This is a genomic window from Ralstonia pickettii (assembly GCF_016466415.2).
In the GTDB taxonomy this organism is placed as follows: domain Bacteria; phylum Pseudomonadota; class Gammaproteobacteria; order Burkholderiales; family Burkholderiaceae; genus Ralstonia; species Ralstonia pickettii.
In genome coordinates this window covers 2,282,489-2,300,052 of sequence record NZ_CP066771.1, presented here as the reverse complement: position 1 = coordinate 2,300,052, position 17,564 = coordinate 2,282,489, and the positions used below count along the sequence as shown (strand labels likewise).

Here is a 17,564-nt window from a genome sequence, read left to right as displayed (position 1 = left end):
AACGGGGGTTCCATGCCGCATCGTCGTCAACTCGCACAAGTGGGAGTCACCATGGGCATTCTGGCTTCATTGCTGGGGTTGTTCGGCTGCGATCAGCAAAAGGTCGACCAGGCCGTGGATCGTGTGGGCGACGCTGCCAAGCGTGCATGGCAGTCGGCCAAGCCGGACAACCTGCTGTTCAAGGGCATCGTGGTGGGGCAATCCACCGAAGATGATGTCAGGGCCACCGCCGGCCAGCCCGAGATGATCTGGGAGAGCGAGGGCGGCACGCGGCAGCTTGAGTATCCGCGCGGACCCGAAGGGACTTCAACGTGGATGGTGACGATCGGGCCCGACGGGCACGTGCAGAAGATCGAGCAGGTGTTGACCGCCGACAATTTTGGGCGCGTGCGGGCGGGGCAGACCAAGGACGACATCCGCCGGATGCTCGGCAAGCCGGGGAAGGTCGAGGTGTTCAAGCTGAAGCAGGAAGAGGTTTGGGGGTATCGGTGGATGGAAAGCGCTACCGAGCGGGCTTTCTTCAATGTGCACTTTGGGGCGGATGGGCGTGTTACGACGACTTCGCGGAGTGATGACCGGTTGAATGGGGGGTAGGAGGTTTTTGGGTTGTTGGCTCTGGTCTTTTTTGTGGTGCATCCCCTGTTTCGTACCCTGCCGGGGCTGACTCACTTTTCTTTGTCTTGCTGTATGGACCGGGGACATAGGTGACAGGTGTGCGAGGACATGGTTGACACATGTCAGCAGTCATCGGGCAGGTTCAGATCGATACGGCCAAGGTGTTGGTGAACGAAGTACAGATCGAATTGATCCCTGTGTTTAGGGTCGGGGCGCAATGCCACCGGCAAGCCGTGCAGGGCATTGGAGAGCTTGAAGCGCCAACTCCTGAAGCGTAGCTCCCCATTCCATCCGACGTTGAGGACGATGTCCTGCGGGCTGTACTCGATCGGTGCCAACGTAGACGGATACGGTCGCGGGCTGGGCCGGTAGCGTGTGATGGGCGTGGCCAGGTCGATGGCCTGGTGCGGGCGCTCGCAGTTATAGACGGTGCGCCAAGCATCCAGCGCGTGCTGGACCGCGTCGCAAGAGGCGAAGTAGCGCCCGGCCAGGGCCTCGGCCTTGAGCGTGCGGTGGAAGCGCTCGTCCTTGCCGTTGGTCTGCGGGTGGGCGGGGCGGCTGTAGCTCAGGCGCACACCGAGGCGGATGAGCCAGACGCCCAGGCCCGTGAGTTGCCCCGGCCGGGTGGGACTGCCCCAAGGTGCGCCGTTATCGGCGTTGATGCGCAGCGGCAGCCCATAGCGCTCGAAGGCCTGGCGCAAGTGACGCTGCACGACCGCGCTCTGCGTCTGCGTGCAGGCCGCCAGCACCAGGTTGAAGCGGGAGTGATCGTCGATCACGGTCAGCGGCGAGCAGCGCTGGCCGTCGGCCAACGCGAACCCGCCCTTGAAATCCATCTGCCAGAGTTGGTTCGGTTCAGCGTGCTCAAAGCGCTGCCAGGGCGTGGAGGCGTCTGAGGCTTCGGGTGCAATCAACCCATACCGATGCAGGATGGAGGTCACGGTGCTGGGCGCCGGTACATCACTCCAGCCCAAGTCGGCCAAGCGGCGGCTGATCTTGCGCCCGCCCCACGCAGGATGCTGCTGGCGTAACGCGATGACGGCCTGTTCAAGCTCGGCCTCGGTACGCATCGGGCTGTGCGAGGGACGGCGCGTCCGGTCAGCCAGTCCGGCGTCCCCCGACTCAACGTAACGAGCCAGCCACTTGTAGCCGGTTTGCGGGCTGATGCCGAACCGCCGACACAGCTCGCGCCGGTTACAGCCTTCCTGCCGGGCCAATAGAACGAATTCCTGACGAAGGCTCATGGTGTCTCGTGTGCTCCAGGGCATGGCCTGACCTCCGAGCGAATGTGCCGCTCAAAGTGTCAACCATGTCCTCGCACACCTGTCACCTATGTCCCCGGTCCATACATCTTGCCAAAGAAAAGTAAGCAAAAGGAAGGCGTGCCCGAGATGGCGACCCATCCCTTGAATTTCCGTAACCGGGCGGAGACGGGAAAAACTCGCTGCGTTCAGACAGTTTCCCGTCTTGTTTCCGCCCGCTTACGAAAATTCAAGGCGCCATCAAGGGTCTAACGTCAAAAGAAAAGGCCAACCCGTCGCGAGGTTGGCCTTTGTCGTTTGCGCTTGTGCCCAGATGGTGCGGCTTTTGTCCTTTGACTTTCCTGCCCGAGATGGCGCCTTGAATTTCTGTTGCAGGGAGGAAAAAGGAAGGGAAACTGTCTGAGCGAAGCGAGTTTTTCCCTTCCCCTTCCTGCGACATAAATTCAAGGAGTCTTTCGCCATCTCGGGCGCGCATTTCTTTGCTTACTTTCTTTGGGCAAGACCAAAGAAAGTGAGTCAGCCCCGGCAGGGGATGAAACAAGGGATGCACCACCAAGGCCTATCCCAAACACACCCATTACCGCACCCGCATCCCCGGCACCGCCCCCGAATGCGGCTCAAGAATATAAAGCCCCGGCAGAGCCTTCTCATCAGCCGCCGAAGCCGCCAACACCATCCCTTCCGACATCCCGAACTTCATCTTGCGCGGTGCCAGGTTGGCAACCATCACGGTCAGCTTGCCGACGAGATCCTCCGGTGCATATGCCGACTGGATGCCCGAAAACACATTCCGCGTCTGTCCTTCACCCACATCCAGCGTCAGCTGCAGCAGCTTGTTCGATCCTTCCACGCGCTGGCAGGCGACGATCTTGGCGACACGCAGGTCGATCTTGGCGAAGTCGTCGATGGTGATGGTTTCGGCCATCGGTTCGATGGCGGCCGCACCGTTGGCGGCAGCAGCGGGTGCATCGGCGGTGGCCTGCAGCGACTGGCGGTTGGCTTCGACCAGCGCATCCACCTGCTTCTTGTCCACGCGCGTCATCAGGTGCGAGTACGGTTGGATCGGCTTGGCGGACGACAGTTGCGAGTCGATCGAGCGCCACGTCAGCGGCTCAACGTTGAGGAACGCCTCGATGCGCTCCACCGTGGTCGGCAGAATCGGCTTGAGGTACACGGCCAGCAGGCGGAACGCTTCCAGCGCGACCGAGCACGCGGCGTGCAGCTTTTCGCGGTGGGCCTCGTCCTTGGCCAGATCCCACGGCTTTTCGGTGTCGACGAATGCATTGACGGCGTCGGCCAGCTCCATCACGGCACGCAGCGCCTTGCTGTACTCGCGCTTTTCGTACAGATCGGCGATCTGCGGGGCGGCTTCGCGCAGTTGCACCATCAGCGGATGGCCCAGCGCGGCGTCGCTCACGCGGCCTTCGAAGCGCTTGACCAGGAACCCCGCCGAACGGCTGGCGATGTTGACGAACTTGCCCACCAGGTCGCTGTTCACACGGGCGACAAAATCGTCCAGGTTCAGATCCAGGTCTTCCATCGTCGCGTTCAGCTTGGCGGCGAAGTAGTAGCGCAGCCATTCCGGATTCAGGCCGGTGTCGATGTAGCTCTGTGCGGTGATGAACGTGCCGCGCGACTTGCTCATCTTGGCGCCGTCCACGGTCAGGAAGCCGTGGGCGAACACGTTGGTCGGTGTGCGGTGGCCGGAGAACTTGAGCATCGCCGGCCAGAACAGCGTGTGGAAATAGAGGATGTCCTTGCCGATGAAGTGGTACTGCTCGGTGGTCGAGTGTTCGTTGATCCACGCGTCGAAATCGAGACCGCGCTTGGCGCACAGGTTCTTGAAGCTGGCGTAGTAGCCGACCGGCGCATCCAACCACACATAGAAGTACTTGCCCGGCGCGCCCGGAATCTCGAAGCCAAAGTAGGGTGCATCACGCGAGATGTCCCAGTCCGACAGCTTGGCTTCGCCTTCCTCGCCGAGCCACTCACGCATCTTGTTGGTGGCTTCGGGCTGCGCCAGGTCGGCCACCCAGTCGCGGAGGAAATTCTCGCAGCGCGGGTCGGACAGCTTGAAGAAGTAGTGCTCCGACGACTTGCGCACCGGTGTCGCGCCCGACACCACGGAGTACGGGTTCTTCAGGTCGGTCGGCTGGTAGGTGGCGCCGCAGACTTCGCACGAATCGCCGTACTGGTCTTTTGCGCCGCACTTCGGGCATTCACCCTTGATAAAGCGGTCCGGCAGGAACATCTCCTTGACCGGGTCGTAGAATTGCTCGACCTCGCGTACGTCGATCAGGCCGGCTTCCTTGAGCTTGAGGTAGACGCTCTGGCACAACTCCTTGTTTTCGTCGGAGTCCGTGCTGTAGTAGTTGTCGAACGAGACAAGGAAGTTGTCGAAGTCGCGCTTATGCTCGGTCCAGACGCGTTCGATCAGCTGGCGCGGGGACAGGCCTTCTTTCTCGGCGCGCAGCATGACGGGCGTGCCGTGCGTGTCGTCGGCACCCACGTAATAGGTCTCGTGGCCGCGCATGCGTTGGAAGCGCACCCAGATATCGGTCTGGATGTACTCGACTAGGTGGCCGATATGGATCGGCCCGTTGGCATAGGGCAGTGCGGAAGTGACGAGGATGCGACGTTCGGACATGGGCAGGCCAGAAAGGTGCTGGCGGGCCGCGAACAGGGCGCGGCGCGCGGAAAAACGCATATTTTAGCGCGCCCGGCGGTATCAGGCCGTTCCCGGACGAATCTGCGGAAGGTGGGTGTGATCGTGGAGTTCGGCCCATGCGTCACGATGCCGCGCATCGTGTGACCCAAAAAAAAGCGCCGGTCAGAGCCGGCGCAGCTTTCCACAACGGAAAAGGAGGAGAAATCAGGTACCGCCCGGGAGGTCAGCAACGCATCGCGAGCCAGCAATGCGTAGCAAGCGGTACCTGTTTTCTATGACAGGGTTACCCCTGAATTGGTTTCAAATAAATTTCGACGCGGCGATTTTGGGCGCGGCCGGCCTCGGTGGCGTTGTCGGCAACGGGCTGATTCTGGCCGCGGCCTTCGGCGGACAGGCGGTTGCGGGCCACGCCGCGGTCCGTCAGGTAGCTCGCCACGCTCTGCGCGCGCTTTTGCGACAGCGTCATGTTGTAGTTCGGGTTGCCGGTGCTGTCCGTGTGGCCGACCACATTGGCGGCCAGTTCCGGATGTTGCGTGAGCGTTTGTGCCACGCTATCCAACGGGCCGCGGAACGACGGCTTGATCACCGCGCTGTCGGTATCGAACGAGACCTGGCTCGGAATGTTCAGCTTGAGCGAGCCGTCGGGCTGCTCCGAAATCTGCGTGCCCGTGCCGGCCGTATCGCCAGCCAGCTTGGACTTGATTGCCCCCCAGTTGTAGCCGACGGCAGCACCGGTTGCCGCGCCCAGCGCACCGCCAATGGCGGCACCCTTGCCGTTGCCGACCAGCGCGCCGATGCCAGCGCCCACGGCCGCGCCAACGCCGGTGCCCATGGCGGTCTGGTTCTGCTGCTCGGTGGCGCAGCCGGCGGCCAGCAGGGCGATCAGCGAGACGGAAATAAGCTTGGCTTTCATGGTTTCTCCTACGGGTAACGGGATCGGTTCTTGTGGGTTTGCCGATATCCGGCGCATCGGAGGGATATTGAGGGGGAATCGGACGAACGATGCGCCGGCAAAATACAATAGCAAAACAGTACATAGAGTGGCCAGGGCGCCGCAAAGTTCATGCCGCGTCACCGTTGGCCCGTCCCCCATTCGCATTAGATTTGTGGAGCAAATGTTGAGCGTAACCATCGAACAGATCACCGAAGCCCTGCGCGGCGTGGTGGATCCCAATACCGGGCGCGACCTCGTGTCGTCCAAATCGGCGCGCAACATCCGGGTCGATGGCGGCGAGGTGGCGCTCGACGTGGAGCTTGGCTACCCCGCCAAGAGCCAATTCGAGCCGATCCGCAAGCTGGTGATCGGGGCGCTGCGCCAGGTGCAAGGTGTTGAAAATGTGAGCGTGCAGGTGTCGATGAAGATCGTGGCGCACGCGGTGCAGCGCGGCGTGCACCTGATGCCGAACGTGAAGAACATCATTGCCGTGGCGTCGGGCAAGGGCGGCGTGGGCAAGTCGACCACCGCCGTGAATCTGGCGCTGGCGCTGGCTGCGGAAGGCGCCAACGTCGGCATTCTGGACGCTGACATCTACGGCCCGAGCCAGCCGATGATGCTGGGCATCCAGGGCCAGCCGGAGTCGGCCGACGGCAAGACGATGGAGCCGATGGAGGGGCACGGCCTGCAAGCCAACTCCATCGGCTTCCTGATCGAACAGGACAACCCGATGGTCTGGCGTGGCCCGATGGTGACCTCAGCGCTGGAGCAGCTGCTCAAGCAGACGAACTGGCGCGATCTGGATTACCTCATCGTCGACATGCCGCCGGGCACGGGCGACATCCAGCTCACGCTGTCGCAGAAGGTGCCTGTGACGGGCGCGGTGATCGTCACCACGCCGCAGGACATCGCGCTGCTCGACGCCAAGAAGGGCCTGAAGATGTTCGAGAAGGTGGGAATTCCCATCATCGGCGTGGTCGAGAACATGGCGGTGTACTGCTGCCCGAACTGCGGCCATACCGAACACATCTTCGGCGCCGGCGGCGGCGAGAAGATGTGCGAACAGTACGGCGTGCCATTCCTGGGCAGCCTGCCGCTGAACCTGTCCATTCGCGAGCAGGCCGATTCGGGCCGCCCGACGGTGGTGGCCGACCCCGACGGCGCCATTGCCGGCGTCTACAAGCAGATCGCACGCCGCGTCGCCATCGCCGTGGCCGAAAAGGCGAGGGACATGACGAGCAAGTTCCCGTCGATCGTCGTGCAGAACACCTGACGCCATGGAATCCACGTCGCCGCCGCCTGCGCCTGCTGATCGCCCGTCTGTGCGTGTGGCGGTGGTGTTGTGCCGCCGCCCCACGGCCAACCGTTGGCAGCCGTTCCAATGGCGGCTGGAGGCGGTCGTTCCCGACCTTGGCGAATACGGCACGGCACCGCGCTGCCTGGACCGTGCCGAAGATGGGTCCGGCGAAGAGCGCTGGCTCACGCCCGGCTTCTCCGTCACGCTGTTTCGCGACGAGGCCGAGGGCTACTACCTGAACGTGACCTCCGCCGCGCCCTGCTGGTTCGTGTTGTGGCGCCTGGGCGAGCCGGGCACGACCGACGAGGGCCGGGCGATTCCGCATACGGTTTCGCTGAGCTACAACGAGGCCGGCCGCTGGCTCGATGGTGGCGAGATGGTCGAAAACGTGCCGCTGGATGCCGCAGCGCTGGAATGGCTGCAGGCGTTCGTGGCGGAGAACTACCGGCCTGAGCCGAAGAAGCGGCGTCGGCCGGAGTCGTTCCTGCCGCCGGAAGACCGCGCGAAGTTCTGAGCGAGACTGCTGTGAGCGACGAAACCTTCCTCTCGCGCTGGTCGCGCCGCAAGGCCGCCGAACGGCGGGGCGAGCCCGAACCGGAAGCGGCACCGCCCGCCGAGCCGGCCCCCGTCGTCGTGCCTGAAGCGTCGACGGCCGAGCCTACGCCCGAAGCGGCACCCCCGCTCACTCTGGAAGACGCCTCCAAGTTGACGCCATCCGATGATTTCTCGCCCTTCGTCGCGCACGGGGTGGACGAAGCCGTCAAGCGTGCCGCGCTCAAGACGCTCTTCGCCGATCCGCACTTCAATGTGATGGACGGGCTCGATACCTACATCGACGACTATTCGCAGCCCGACCCGATCCCGCCCGAGATGTTGCGCGAGCTGCGGCACACGGCGGAATTGCGGTTGTTCGAGCCGCTGGACGAGGATGTGGCTGCGCCGCCAGGAATCGAACCGGTATCGGCCGCTGTACCTCTGGTCACGGGCGAGATGCCGCCTGAACCTGCCGATGCCGAGTCGCCCCGCGTTGATGACCCGGCGCAGGCAACCCCGCATGGCGGCGTTAAGCCGCCGTCCGTAGAATAAAAAGAAGGCCGCGCGGCAAAGACCGTGCTGCCATGTCTCCACAGCCTGCGCCATGCACGTGGGCGCTCACGCACAAATCCATGCCGACACTGCTCTGCAGTTGCAATCACACCATGCCGATCGATGCCGATGCGGTGGGCGACGCCCTGCGCGCGTCTGACGCCGCTATCGACGCCCCCAGCAAGACGCACCACCTGCTGTGCCGCCGCGAGATCGGCGCGTTCACACAGGCGCTGAATGGCACGGAAGGCGTCGTCGTCGCCTGCACGCAGGAAAAGGCGCTGTTTGCAGAAGTGGCCGCGCAGCATGAGGGTGTGACCGCACCGATCCATTTCGTCAACGTGCGCGAAACGGGCGGGTGGTCGGCAGGCGCCAAACGCGATGCGCGCGGTTTCCGTGCCAAGACAGCGGCACTGCTGGCCGTCGCTGGCTTGCCGGCGCCGGAGCCAGTGCCGGTGGTCGACTACCGCTCCGACGGCAACGTGCTGATCATCGGTCCTGCCGAGCGTGCCATGCCGTGGGCGGAACGGCTGGCCGACCAACTGAGCGTGGCGGTGCTCGTCACCGGGCGCGATCGCGCAAGTGGTCCGTTTGTCCCGCCGATGGAGCGCCGCTGGCCGGTCCACGCGGGCGAGCTGGCGCAGGTGAACGGCTGGCTCGGCGCGTTCGAGGTGAATTGGCGCAACCGCAATCCGATTGACCTGGACCGCTGCACGCGCTGCAACGCCTGCATCGATGTCTGCCCCGAAGGCGCCATCGACGCGCTCTACCAGATCGATCTGGATGCATGCCGCGACCATCGCGCGTGCGTCAAGGCGTGCGGCGATGCGTTGGCCATCGATTTCAACCGTGTGGATGCACCGCAGGCGCTATCGGGCCAATTCGACCTGATCTTCGATCTGAACGACGCGCCGGCGTTTGCCCAGCACCAGCCGCCGCAGGGCTACTTCCATGCGGGCGCAGACGCGGGCCGCCAACTGACGGCATCGCTGGCGTTGCTGCAGATGGTGGGGGAGTTCGAGAAGCCCAAGTTCTTCCAGTACAAGGAATCGATCTGCGCGCACGGGCGTAACGGCCAAGTGGGCTGCAACGCTTGCGTGGACGTGTGTTCGGCGTCGGCGATTGCGTCGCAGTGGAAGGACGGCCGCGGCAGCGTGCGCGTCACGCCCAATCTCTGTGTGGGCTGCGGTGCGTGTACGACCGCGTGTCCGACCGGCGCCATCACCTATGCCTATCCGAGCGCGCCGTACCAGGGGCGCAAGCTGAAGACGCTGCTCGGCACGTATGCATCGGCGGGTGGGCGTGATGCCGTGGTTCTGCTGCATAACGGTGGGCGGGGCCGCACGCTGATCGAGCAAGTGGGCCGTGCCGCGCGTATCGGCAAGGCCCAGGGCGTGCCGGTGAATGTGCTGCCCGTCGAGGTCTTCCATTCGGCATCGACGGGTTTGGACCTGTGGCTCTCCGCATTGGCTTACGGCGCCGCGCGCATCGCCATTCTCCTGACGGAAGACGACGCACCGCAGTACCGTGCGATGCTCGCCGAGCAGGTCGCCGTGGCGCAGGCCGTGCTGGAGGGGCTTGGCGAACCGGCGGGTGCGGCGGGTGTGGTGTTGATCGACGTGGCGGATGCCGCTGCGCTCGACGCGCGCCTCAGTGGTGCTGATGTTTCGGGCCCCCTGCGTGGCTTTCGCCGTGACATGCCGGCCGCCACCTTCGCGGTGGCCGCTGCCAAGCGCGAGGCACTCGATTTCGCGCTCGACCATCTTGCACGCCACGCCAAGGCCATCGAGGCCATCATCCCGCTGCCAGCCGGTGCGCCGTTTGGCGCCATCACCGTGAACCGCGAACGCTGCACGCTGTGCATGGCGTGCGTGGGCGCGTGCCCGTCGCAGGCGCTGCGCGATGAGGCCGAGCGGCCCGTGCTGGCCATGATCGAGCGCAACTGCGTCCAATGCGGCCTGTGCGAGACCACGTGCCCTGAAAGCGCCATCGCCCTCGTGCCGCGTTTGAACCTGTCGGCAGAAGCCCGCCAATCGGCCACGCTCAACGAGGCGCAGCCGTTCCACTGCATCCGCTGCAACAAGCCGTTCGGCACCGCGCAGATGGTCGCGACGATGCTGGCCAAGCTGGGCGCGCATCCGGCGTTCTCCGGCGCCGCCGCCGAGCGCCTCAAGATGTGCAGCGATTGCCGCGTGATCGACATGATGCAGCACGGCGAACGCCCGGGCGCCCCGCACTGAAGACTGCGCATTGAAGACCGCACACTGAAGCCGATTCCCGATCCCATGACCGACGCCCAGCCCCTGCAATTCCAGCCCGCCGCCACGCCCGCCGACAGCGCTGAGGATCTCGCCCGTGCCGACCTGTACGGCCTGCTGGCCACGCTGTTCTTCCACGCGGCAGACGCCGATTTGCTGCAGCGCATCGCGGCCGCGCCGCTGGACCCGATAGGCGACGGCGATATCGCCGCGGCCGATGCGCAAGCCGCCGCCAGTAGTGCTCTCACCCAGGCCTGGCGAAAGCTTGTCGCCCGCGCAGGCCAGACCACCGCCGAACAGGCCGACGACGAATACACCGAACTGTTTATCGGCGTCGGCAAGCCCGAAGTGTTCTTGTACGGCTCGTACTACCAGGCCGGTTTCATGAACGAGAAGCCGCTCGTGGTATTGCGCGACGACCTGCGCCGCCACGGCCTGGAGCGCGCCGAGGGCATCACGGAAACCGAAGACCATCTCGCGACCCTGTGCGAGGTCATGCGTTACCTCATCGCCGGGGACGACGTTGCCGTGGCCCGCATCGAAGAGCAGCGCGCATTTTTCCAGCGTCATCTGGCCCCGTGGGTCGATACGGCTTGCGATGCTGTATTGCAGCATCCGCGCGCCGCGCTCTATGCCGATGTGGCGGGATTGGCGAAAGCGTTTTTTGACGTGGAGCGGCTCGCCCTTGAATTGGCATGACAGCCGTCGTCTCGGCTGCCTAAAAAATAAGCGGACGCCGAAGAGCCACGCCGGGTCAGCGTCACGGCGCTCCGGTTCAAATCCGACTCATTGAAAAAATTCATCGGTAAATCGTCAGGAAAATCCCTCGGTGAGGGGTTTTGGGCATGGTTTTCCCATGCCGTTACTCCTAAAATGTGTTGGAAAATTCCTATTACATTCGGTCATCGGTTTCAAAGAGCCGGGGAGCATCGAAATGCCAGGTCTGAACACCGTCCCTCACGCGCGCCCAGAAGCGGATTCCGCTGATGCTGCACCTACTCGCCGCCGCTTCCTGATGGGGGCGGCGGTTGCAGCCGCAGCTGCAGGCACTGCCGCGACAACCGGCCATCTGGTGCAAGCGCCCACTGCTCCGGCCACACTCGCAACCGACGCCGCGGATGACGGCGCCACCGGTTACCGGCTGAGCGAACACATCCGCAAGTACTACAAGACGACGTGGATCTGATGCGGCTGCACGCGCGCCGCTGTTGCTCCATCGTCATTGCTCGCACCCCACATCTTCAGGTGACCTCATGCTTCTGACCCGCAAACCGGCGGTACAGGACACCAAAGCCGCACCGGCTCGACGTTCAAACGGACAGGGCGCCGCATCGCTTGCTGGCAGTCTGGCGCGCAGCCTGGCCGGCGCATTGCCGACCATGGATCGCCGCACGTTCCTCAAGCGCTCCGGCATCGGCGTGGGCGCCGGCCTGGCCGCAACGCAGCTTTCGCTGGTGAAGAAATCGGTGGTGGGCGAGGCCCAGGCCGCCGAAGGTAAGGGCGATATCGTCGTGCGCCGCACGGTGTGCTCGCACTGCTCGGTCGGCTGCTCGGTGGATGCCGTCGTGCAGAACGGCGTGTGGGTGCGCCAGGAACCGGTATTCGACTCGCCGATCAACCTGGGCGCGCACTGCGCCAAAGGCGCTGCCCTGCGCGAGCACGGTCACGGCGAATACCGCCTCAAGACGCCAATGAAGCTCGTCGACGGCCGCTACCAGCGCATCAGCTGGGACCAGGCGCTCAATGAGATCGTCGCCAAGATGAACACTATCCGCCAGGAGACCGGACCGGATTCGTTCTTCTTCGTGGGTTCGTCCAAGCACAGCAACGAGCAGTCGTACCTGATGCGCAAGTGGGTGTCGTTCTTCGGCACCAACAACTGCGATCACCAGGCGCGCATCTGCCATAGCACTACCGTGGCCGGCGTGGCCAACACCTGGGGCTACGGCGCGATGACCAACTCGTACAACGACATGCAGAACGCCAAGTGCGCGTTGTACATCGGCTCGAACGCGGCCGAGGCGCACCCCGTGTCGATGCTGCATCTGTTGCATGCCAAGGAAACGGGCTGCAAGGTCATCGTGGTCGACCCGCGCTACACGCGTACGGCGGCCAAGTCCGATGAGTACGTGCGCATACGGTCGGGCACCGACATCGCGTTCCTGTTTGGCGTGCTGTATCACATCTTCAAGAACGGCTGGGAAGACAAGCAGTACATCCATGACCGCGTCTACGGCATGGACAAGGTGCGCGAGGAAGTGCTCGCCAAGTGGACGCCGGACAAGGTCGAGGAAGTGTGCGGCGTGCCTGAGGCACAGGTGCACAAGGTCGCCGAGATGATGGCGATGAATCGCCCCAGCACGCTGGTGTGGTGCATGGGCCAGACGCAGCACACTATCGGCAATGCCATCGTGCGTGCGTCGTGCATTGTGCAGCTGGCGCTGGGTAACATCGGCAAGTCGGGCGGCGGCGCCAATATCTTCCGCGGCCACGACAACGTGCAGGGTGCGACCGACGTCGGCCCCAACCCCGATTCGTTGCCTGGGTACTACGGCCTGGCTGCCGGCGCGTGGAAGCACTTTGCCGGGGTGTGGGGCGTGGATTACGACTGGATCAAGGGCCGTTTCGCCTCGCAGGCCATGATGGAGAAGTCGGGCACCACCGTTTCGCGCTGGGCCGATGCGGTGCTGGAAAAGAACGAGCTGATCGACCAGGACCACAATGTTCGTGCCGTTTTCTACTGGGGGCACGCACCGAACTCGCAAACGCGCGGGATGGACATGAAGCGCGCCCTCGACAAGCTTGACCTGCTGGTGGTCGTGGACCCATACCCGTCGGCCACGGCGGCCATGGCCAACATGCCCGCCGCCGATGGCACGCCGCCCAATCCGAACCGCGCCGTCTATTTGCTGCCCGCCGCCACGCAGTTCGAAACGTCGGGCTCGTGCACCGCATCGAATCGATCGCTGCAATGGCGCGAGAAGGTCATCGAGCCGCTGTTCGAATCGCAGCCCGACCACGTGATCATGCAGGCGTTTGCCGATCGCCTGGGCTTCGGCAAGGAGCTGTCGAAGAACTACAAGATCACGGAATACAAGCGTGCCGGCATGACATGGCGCGAGCCGGAGATCGAATCGATCCTGCGCGAGATCAACCGCGGTAACTGGACGATCGGCTACACTGGCCAATCGCCGGAACGCCTGAAGGCTCACATGCGCAACATGCATCTGTTTGATGTGCGCACGCTGCGCTGCAAGGGCGGCAAGGATGCCGAAACCGGCTACGACCTGACCGGCGATTACTTTGGCCTGCCTTGGCCGTGCTACGGCACGCCCGAACTCAAGCACCCCGGTTCGCCCAACCTGTACGACACCAGCAAGCACGTGATGGAAGGCGGCGGCAACTTCCGCGCCAACTTCGGCGTGGAGCGCGACGGCGTCAACCTGCTGGCCGAAGATGGCTCGTTCTCGCTCGGCTCGGAGTTGACCACCGGCTATCCCGAGTTCGATCACGTTTTCCTCAAGAAACTCGGCTGGTGGGACGACCTGACCGACGCCGAAAAGAAGGCCGCCGAAGGCAAGAACTGGAAGACCGATGTGTCCGGCGGCATCCAGCGCGTGGCGATGAAGCACGGCTGCCACCCGTTCGGCAACGCCAAGGCGCGCGCGATCGTGTGGAACTTCCCCGATGGCATTCCGCAGCACCGCGAGCCGCTGTATTCCACGCGGCCCGACATGGTCGCCAAGTACCCCACGCACGACGACAAGAAGGCCTTCTGGCGCCTGCCGACGCTGTACAAGACGGTGCAACAGCGCAATATCGAGAACAAGGTCTACGAGAAATTCCCGATCATTCTCACGTCCGGCCGCCTTGTCGAATACGAGGGTGGCGGCGAGGAGACGCGCTCCAACCCGTGGCTTGCCGAGCTGCAGCAGGAGAACTTTGTCGAGATCAACCCGAAGGCTGCAGCCGACCGGGGCATTCGCCACAACGATTTCGTCTGGGTCAAGACGCCCACCGGCGCCCAGATCAAGGTGCGTGCGCTGGTGACGGAGCGTGTGGGTGTAGACCACGCCTTCATCCCGTTCCACTTCTCGGGCTGGTGGCAGGGCAAGGACCTGCTCGATTACTACCCGGAGGGCGCCCACCCGATCGTGCGGGGCGAGGCCGTCAACACGGCAACGACCTACGGCTACGACTCGGTGACGATGATGCAGGAAACGAAAACGACGGTCTGCCAGATCGAGCGGTTCGCATAAGGACGGGGAGATCAACATGGCACGCATGAAATTCATCTGTGACAGCGAGCGCTGCATCGAATGCAACGCCTGCGCCACGGCCTGCAAGAACGAACACGAAGTGCCCTGGGGCGTGAATCGGCGCCGCGTGGTCACCATCAACGACGGCATGATCGGCGCGGAGAAATCCATCTCGGTGGCGTGCATGCATTGCTCCGATGCGCCGTGCATGGCGGTCTGCCCGGTCGACTGCTTCTACCGCACTGAAGACGGCGTGGTGCTGCACGACAAGGACGTCTGCATCGGCTGTGGCTACTGCTCGTATGCGTGCCCGTTCGGCGCGCCGCAGTTCCCGAGCCAGGGCACGTTCGGCGTGCGCGGCAAGATGGACAAGTGCACGTTCTGCGCGGGCGGCCCCGAGAAGAACGGCAGCGAGGAAGAATTCGAGAAGTACGGCCGCAACCGCCTGGCCGAAGGGAAGCTTCCGCTGTGCGCGGAAATGTGCTCGACGAAGGCGCTGCTCGGCGGCGATGGCGATGTGATTTCCGACATCCTGCGCAACCGCGTCATGAAACGCGGGAAGGGCGCTGAGTTGTTCGGGTGGGGCACGGCTTACGGCGGCGCGCAAGGCAAGGGCGGTCAGGCGGCGCCGGCAACTCCGGCCGCACCGGCCACGCCGGCTTCGGCGCCGGGAGCGCAATCATGATCGCCTCCGCACGATCGACCAGCCTGCTGGTCGCCCTGGGTGCTGCGCTGTTGCTCGGTGCCTGCGGAGAACGCCCGCAAACGGCATTCGCCTCGCACCGCAAGGACGACGCGCCTGCCTACAAGGGCGCGGAGGGCGATCCGTTCATGGCCAAGAACTGGACACCCGGCGACCGCACGAGCTGGGAGAACCAGATCCGCGCGCGCGGCCAATACCAGAACGAGTACAACAAGACGCCATGACGCGCGCAAGCGGAGGTTCGTCCATGGGCACTTCCTGGAAACACCTTGTGATGGCCGTGCTGCTCGGCGGCGTGGCGGCGTTGGCGAGCGCGCAGCAGCCGGCCACTGCGCCGGCGGCCAACACCGCCCCGGTCAATCCGGCCGTACAACCGGCGCAGCCGTTCTCCAACATCGTCTCGGAGAACGTGTTTGATCTGCAGAAGCGCGATCTCGCCAAAGAGGCGCAGGACCAGGCCGCACGCCGCGCGACGCAACCGGGCAACAACGCGCCCGTCTGGCGCGAGGTGAACTCCGACCAAGCACATTACGCCAGCATTCCCGGGCTGGAAGCCGGCGTGCCGATCCAGCGCACCGGGCAGAAATGGCGGCTGTTCCGCAATGGCGTGATCACCGTGTGGGGCGGTTGGCTCATGGTGCTGGTGCCGTCGGCCATCCTGGCCTTCTTCCTTTGGCGCGGCATGATCCCGCTAAAAGAAGCGCCTACGGGCCGCAAGATCGAGCGCTTTACCCCCACCGAGCGCTACGTGCACTGGACAATGGCCATCTCGTTCGTCACGCTGGGTGTGTCGGGCATCGTCATGCTGTGGGGCAAGCATTTTCTGCTGCCGATCCTCGGTCACCAGTTGTTCGGCTGGTTGACCTACTTGCTCAAGAACCTGCACAACCTGGTGGGGCCGCTTTTCACGGTCAGCATCATCGTGGCCTTCGTGATGTGGTTGCGAGACAACCTGCCGCGCCAGGGCGACTTGAAATGGCTGTTGAGCCTGGGCGGCATGTTTGCCGGCGAACACGGCGGCGAAGTGCCGTCGCACCGCTTCAACGCCGGCGAGAAACTCTGGTTCTGGGGCGGCCTCGTCGTCTTCGGGCTGATCCTGTCTGCCTCGGGCTGGACGCTCGATCGCATCGTCCCGGGCGTGGATTACTACCGCAGCACGATGCAACTGGCCGAGGTCATTCACGCGATCGCGGCGGTGGGCATGATGAGCATGTCGCTGGGCCACATCTACATGGGCACGATCGGCATGGAAGGCGCTTACCGCGCCATGCGTGACGGTTATGTCGACGAGGCCTGGGCGAAGGAGCACCACGAACTTTGGTACGACGACGTCAAGGCCGGCAAGATCCCCGCGCAGCGGTCCCAGCCGCCCGCGGCGTCGGCGCCGGGCGAGCAGCCCGCCAAGTCATGACGCCATCGCCTGCCACCCATTCGAGGATCCTCACCATGCATGCTTCCACGCTGACTCGCGCCGCAGGTATGGCACTTGCTGCCGCCATGCTGGGCCTGACAAGCGGACTGGCCGGCGCCAAGCTGCCGGCACCGACGGAAGAACAGAAGGCACAGGCGGATCTGGCGAAGGCCAAGGCAGCCTGGGGCGACAAGGTGGCCGCGTTCCAGACGTGCAAGGCCCAAGACAAGGCGGCGGCGTCCTACCAGGCCGGCGGTAAGGCTGCGCATACGCAACCGGGCGCGCCGTGCGTGGATCCGGGGCCGTTTGTCGCCCCTGTGCCCGCAGCACCGGCAGCGGCACCGGCGGCCAAAGGGTGAACCGTTGTTGCCAATGTTGCGTGTTCATCATCCGGCAGTACAATCGTCCGCTCCCCGAGTGAACCCTGACTGGAGGTGACACATGAAGCAACTCGTGATTGCAGTCGCCGCGATCGGCCTGATGGCCGGCTGCGCATCGAACTCAGCGTCGACGGCCAAGGCGGCGAATGCCGGTGACGGCGCCATGACGGCCTCGGCCGTGCTGGCGCCCAAGAGCGGCAGCACCGTGCAAGGCAGCGTGAAGCTTGCACAGCAAGGCGACAATCGGGTTGCCATGGCGGTGGATATTTCCGGCCTGCCGGCCAACGGCATGTTCGGTTTCCACGTGCATGAGAAGGGCGATTGCTCGTCGCCGGATGGCAATAGTGCCGGCGGCCACTTCAACCCGACCGGCCAGCAGCACGGTGATCCGCGTCAAGGCGCGCATCACGCTGGCGACATTCCGATGCTGCAATCCGATGCCAACGGCAAGGCCGTCGGTTCGATCGTTCTTTCCGGTGTGACGCTGTCGCCCGGGCCCACCAGCCTGGTCGGCCACGCGTTGATCGTCCACGCAGGCAAGGACGACTACATGACCCAACCCACCGGCAATTCCGGCGGGCGCGTCGCCTGCGGCGTGATCGTGGCGAACTGATCGCCTGCACGAGGTACCTGCCCTGGAGCAGGTACCAGCCGCACCATGCGCACGCTTGCCGTGCGCATTTTTATTTGA

At 64.2% G+C, this 17,564-nt stretch carries 17 protein-coding genes; 13 read left to right on the top strand and 4 right to left on the bottom strand.

The annotated features are described in order from the left end of the window. Positions 1 to 51 precede the first annotated feature (51 nt). Positions 52 to 594 carry a hypothetical protein gene (locus tag RP6297_RS10835; RefSeq protein ID WP_037028231.1) on the top strand — a complete coding sequence of 181 codons (543 nt, stop codon included), beginning with the start codon at positions 52 to 54 and terminating at the stop codon, positions 592 to 594. Between the two features lie 143 nt (positions 595 to 737). On the opposite strand, the gene RP6297_RS10830 is transcribed toward RP6297_RS10835, so the two are convergent. The 4 genes from RP6297_RS10830 to RP6297_RS10815 all read right to left on the bottom strand — a co-directional run bounded on the left by RP6297_RS10830 (position 738) and on the right by RP6297_RS10815 (position 5,458). Continuing rightward, the gene (locus RP6297_RS10830; protein ID WP_009239574.1) at positions 738 to 1,883 is read right to left on the bottom strand and encodes an IS481 family transposase; all 1,146 of its coding nucleotides are present in this window, start codon (positions 1,881 to 1,883) and stop codon (positions 738 to 740) included. A gap of 223 nt (positions 1,884 to 2,106) precedes the next feature. Beyond that, positions 2,107 to 2,433, bottom strand: a complete 327-nt coding sequence (locus tag RP6297_RS10825; RefSeq protein WP_144244004.1) for a hypothetical protein — start codon at positions 2,431 to 2,433, stop codon at positions 2,107 to 2,109. A gap of 21 nt (positions 2,434 to 2,454) precedes the next feature. Then, complete coding sequence (metG, locus tag RP6297_RS10820; RefSeq protein WP_037028804.1) at positions 2,455 to 4,524, bottom strand: methionine--tRNA ligase; 2,070 nt, start codon at positions 4,522 to 4,524, stop codon at positions 2,455 to 2,457. Between the two features lie 304 nt (positions 4,525 to 4,828). Continuing rightward, on the bottom strand, positions 4,829 to 5,458 hold the full coding sequence (locus tag RP6297_RS10815) for an OmpA family protein (protein ID WP_012762565.1): 630 nt from the start codon (positions 5,456 to 5,458) through the stop codon (positions 4,829 to 4,831). Positions 5,459 to 5,663: 205 nt separating this feature from the next. Here RP6297_RS10815 and apbC point away from each other — a divergent pair, with 205 nt between their 5' ends. The 12 genes from apbC (at position 5,664) to RP6297_RS10755 (ending at position 17,486) form a co-directional block, all read left to right on the top strand. Then, a complete protein-coding gene (apbC, locus tag RP6297_RS10810) occupies positions 5,664 to 6,752 on the top strand; it encodes an iron-sulfur cluster carrier protein ApbC (protein WP_037028805.1) in 1,089 nt (362 codons plus the stop codon). A gap of 4 nt (positions 6,753 to 6,756) precedes the next feature. Further along, positions 6,757 to 7,290, top strand: a complete 534-nt coding sequence (locus RP6297_RS10805) for a DUF3305 domain-containing protein (RefSeq protein ID WP_037028234.1) — start codon at positions 6,757 to 6,759, stop codon at positions 7,288 to 7,290. An 11-nt stretch (positions 7,291 to 7,301) separates the two neighbouring features. Further along, on the top strand, positions 7,302 to 7,862 hold the full coding sequence (locus RP6297_RS10800; protein ID WP_037028236.1) for a DUF3306 domain-containing protein: 561 nt from the start codon (positions 7,302 to 7,304) through the stop codon (positions 7,860 to 7,862). Between the two features lie 80 nt (positions 7,863 to 7,942). Further along, complete coding sequence (locus RP6297_RS10795) at positions 7,943 to 10,102, top strand: 4Fe-4S binding protein (protein ID WP_037028239.1); 2,160 nt, start codon at positions 7,943 to 7,945, stop codon at positions 10,100 to 10,102. 45 nt (positions 10,103 to 10,147) lie between these two features. Beyond that, positions 10,148 to 10,819 (top strand): TorD/DmsD family molecular chaperone, encoded by a 672-nt coding sequence (locus RP6297_RS10790; RefSeq protein ID WP_004632137.1) that lies wholly within the window; start codon positions 10,148 to 10,150, stop codon positions 10,817 to 10,819. Positions 10,820 to 11,054: 235 nt separating this feature from the next. Further along, a complete protein-coding gene (locus RP6297_RS10785; protein ID WP_037028240.1) occupies positions 11,055 to 11,306 on the top strand; it encodes a twin-arginine translocation signal domain-containing protein in 252 nt (83 codons plus the stop codon). Positions 11,307 to 11,373: 67 nt separating this feature from the next. Beyond that, positions 11,374 to 14,379, top strand: coding sequence for a molybdopterin-dependent oxidoreductase (locus tag RP6297_RS10780; protein WP_037028242.1), 3,006 nt, complete (start codon positions 11,374 to 11,376; stop codon positions 14,377 to 14,379). Positions 14,380 to 14,395: 16 nt separating this feature from the next. Beyond that, complete coding sequence (fdh3B, locus tag RP6297_RS10775; protein WP_037028245.1) at positions 14,396 to 15,064, top strand: formate dehydrogenase FDH3 subunit beta; 669 nt, start codon at positions 14,396 to 14,398, stop codon at positions 15,062 to 15,064. Beyond that, on the top strand, positions 15,061 to 15,306 hold the full coding sequence (locus tag RP6297_RS10770) for a hypothetical protein (protein ID WP_037028247.1): 246 nt from the start codon (positions 15,061 to 15,063) through the stop codon (positions 15,304 to 15,306). The genes fdh3B and RP6297_RS10770 overlap by 4 nt, the downstream gene beginning before the upstream one ends. A gap of 23 nt (positions 15,307 to 15,329) precedes the next feature. Beyond that, positions 15,330 to 16,493: a formate dehydrogenase subunit gamma gene (locus RP6297_RS10765; protein ID WP_037028248.1), complete on the top strand. Its 1,164-nt coding sequence runs from the start codon at positions 15,330 to 15,332 to the stop codon at positions 16,491 to 16,493. A gap of 35 nt (positions 16,494 to 16,528) precedes the next feature. Further along, the gene (locus RP6297_RS10760) at positions 16,529 to 16,852 is read left to right on the top strand and encodes a hypothetical protein (protein ID WP_037028806.1); all 324 of its coding nucleotides are present in this window, start codon (positions 16,529 to 16,531) and stop codon (positions 16,850 to 16,852) included. Positions 16,853 to 16,934: 82 nt separating this feature from the next. Further along, entirely contained in the window at positions 16,935 to 17,486 is a 552-nt protein-coding gene (locus RP6297_RS10755) for a superoxide dismutase family protein (RefSeq protein WP_037028249.1), read from the top strand. Positions 17,487 to 17,564 lie beyond the last annotated feature (78 nt).

Bases quoted from the DNA above. Each gene is read 5' to 3' on its own strand.
- RP6297_RS10760 (WP_037028806.1), top strand. From the start codon at position 16,529: ATGCATGCTTCCACGCTGACTCGCGCCGCAGGTATGGCACTTGCTGCC.
- metG (WP_037028804.1), bottom strand. From the start codon at position 4,524: ATGTCCGAACGTCGCATCCTCGTCACTTCCGCACTGCCCTATGCCAAC.
- RP6297_RS10790 (WP_004632137.1), top strand. From the start codon at position 10,148: ATGACCGACGCCCAGCCCCTGCAATTCCAGCCCGCCGCCACGCCCGCC.
- RP6297_RS10805 (WP_037028234.1), top strand. From the start codon at position 6,757: ATGGAATCCACGTCGCCGCCGCCTGCGCCTGCTGATCGCCCGTCTGTG.
- RP6297_RS10780 (WP_037028242.1), top strand. From the start codon at position 11,374: ATGCTTCTGACCCGCAAACCGGCGGTACAGGACACCAAAGCCGCACCG.
- fdh3B (WP_037028245.1), top strand. From the start codon at position 14,396: ATGGCACGCATGAAATTCATCTGTGACAGCGAGCGCTGCATCGAATGC.
- RP6297_RS10770 (WP_037028247.1), top strand. From the start codon at position 15,061: ATGATCGCCTCCGCACGATCGACCAGCCTGCTGGTCGCCCTGGGTGCT.
- RP6297_RS10765 (WP_037028248.1), top strand. From the start codon at position 15,330: ATGGGCACTTCCTGGAAACACCTTGTGATGGCCGTGCTGCTCGGCGGC.
- RP6297_RS10755 (WP_037028249.1), top strand. From the start codon at position 16,935: ATGAAGCAACTCGTGATTGCAGTCGCCGCGATCGGCCTGATGGCCGGC.
- RP6297_RS10785 (WP_037028240.1), top strand. From the start codon at position 11,055: ATGCCAGGTCTGAACACCGTCCCTCACGCGCGCCCAGAAGCGGATTCC.
- RP6297_RS10835 (WP_037028231.1), top strand. From the start codon at position 52: ATGGGCATTCTGGCTTCATTGCTGGGGTTGTTCGGCTGCGATCAGCAA.
- RP6297_RS10830 (WP_009239574.1), bottom strand. From the start codon at position 1,883: ATGCCCTGGAGCACACGAGACACCATGAGCCTTCGTCAGGAATTCGTT.
- RP6297_RS10815 (WP_012762565.1), bottom strand. From the start codon at position 5,458: ATGAAAGCCAAGCTTATTTCCGTCTCGCTGATCGCCCTGCTGGCCGCC.
- RP6297_RS10795 (WP_037028239.1), top strand. From the start codon at position 7,943: ATGCCGACACTGCTCTGCAGTTGCAATCACACCATGCCGATCGATGCC.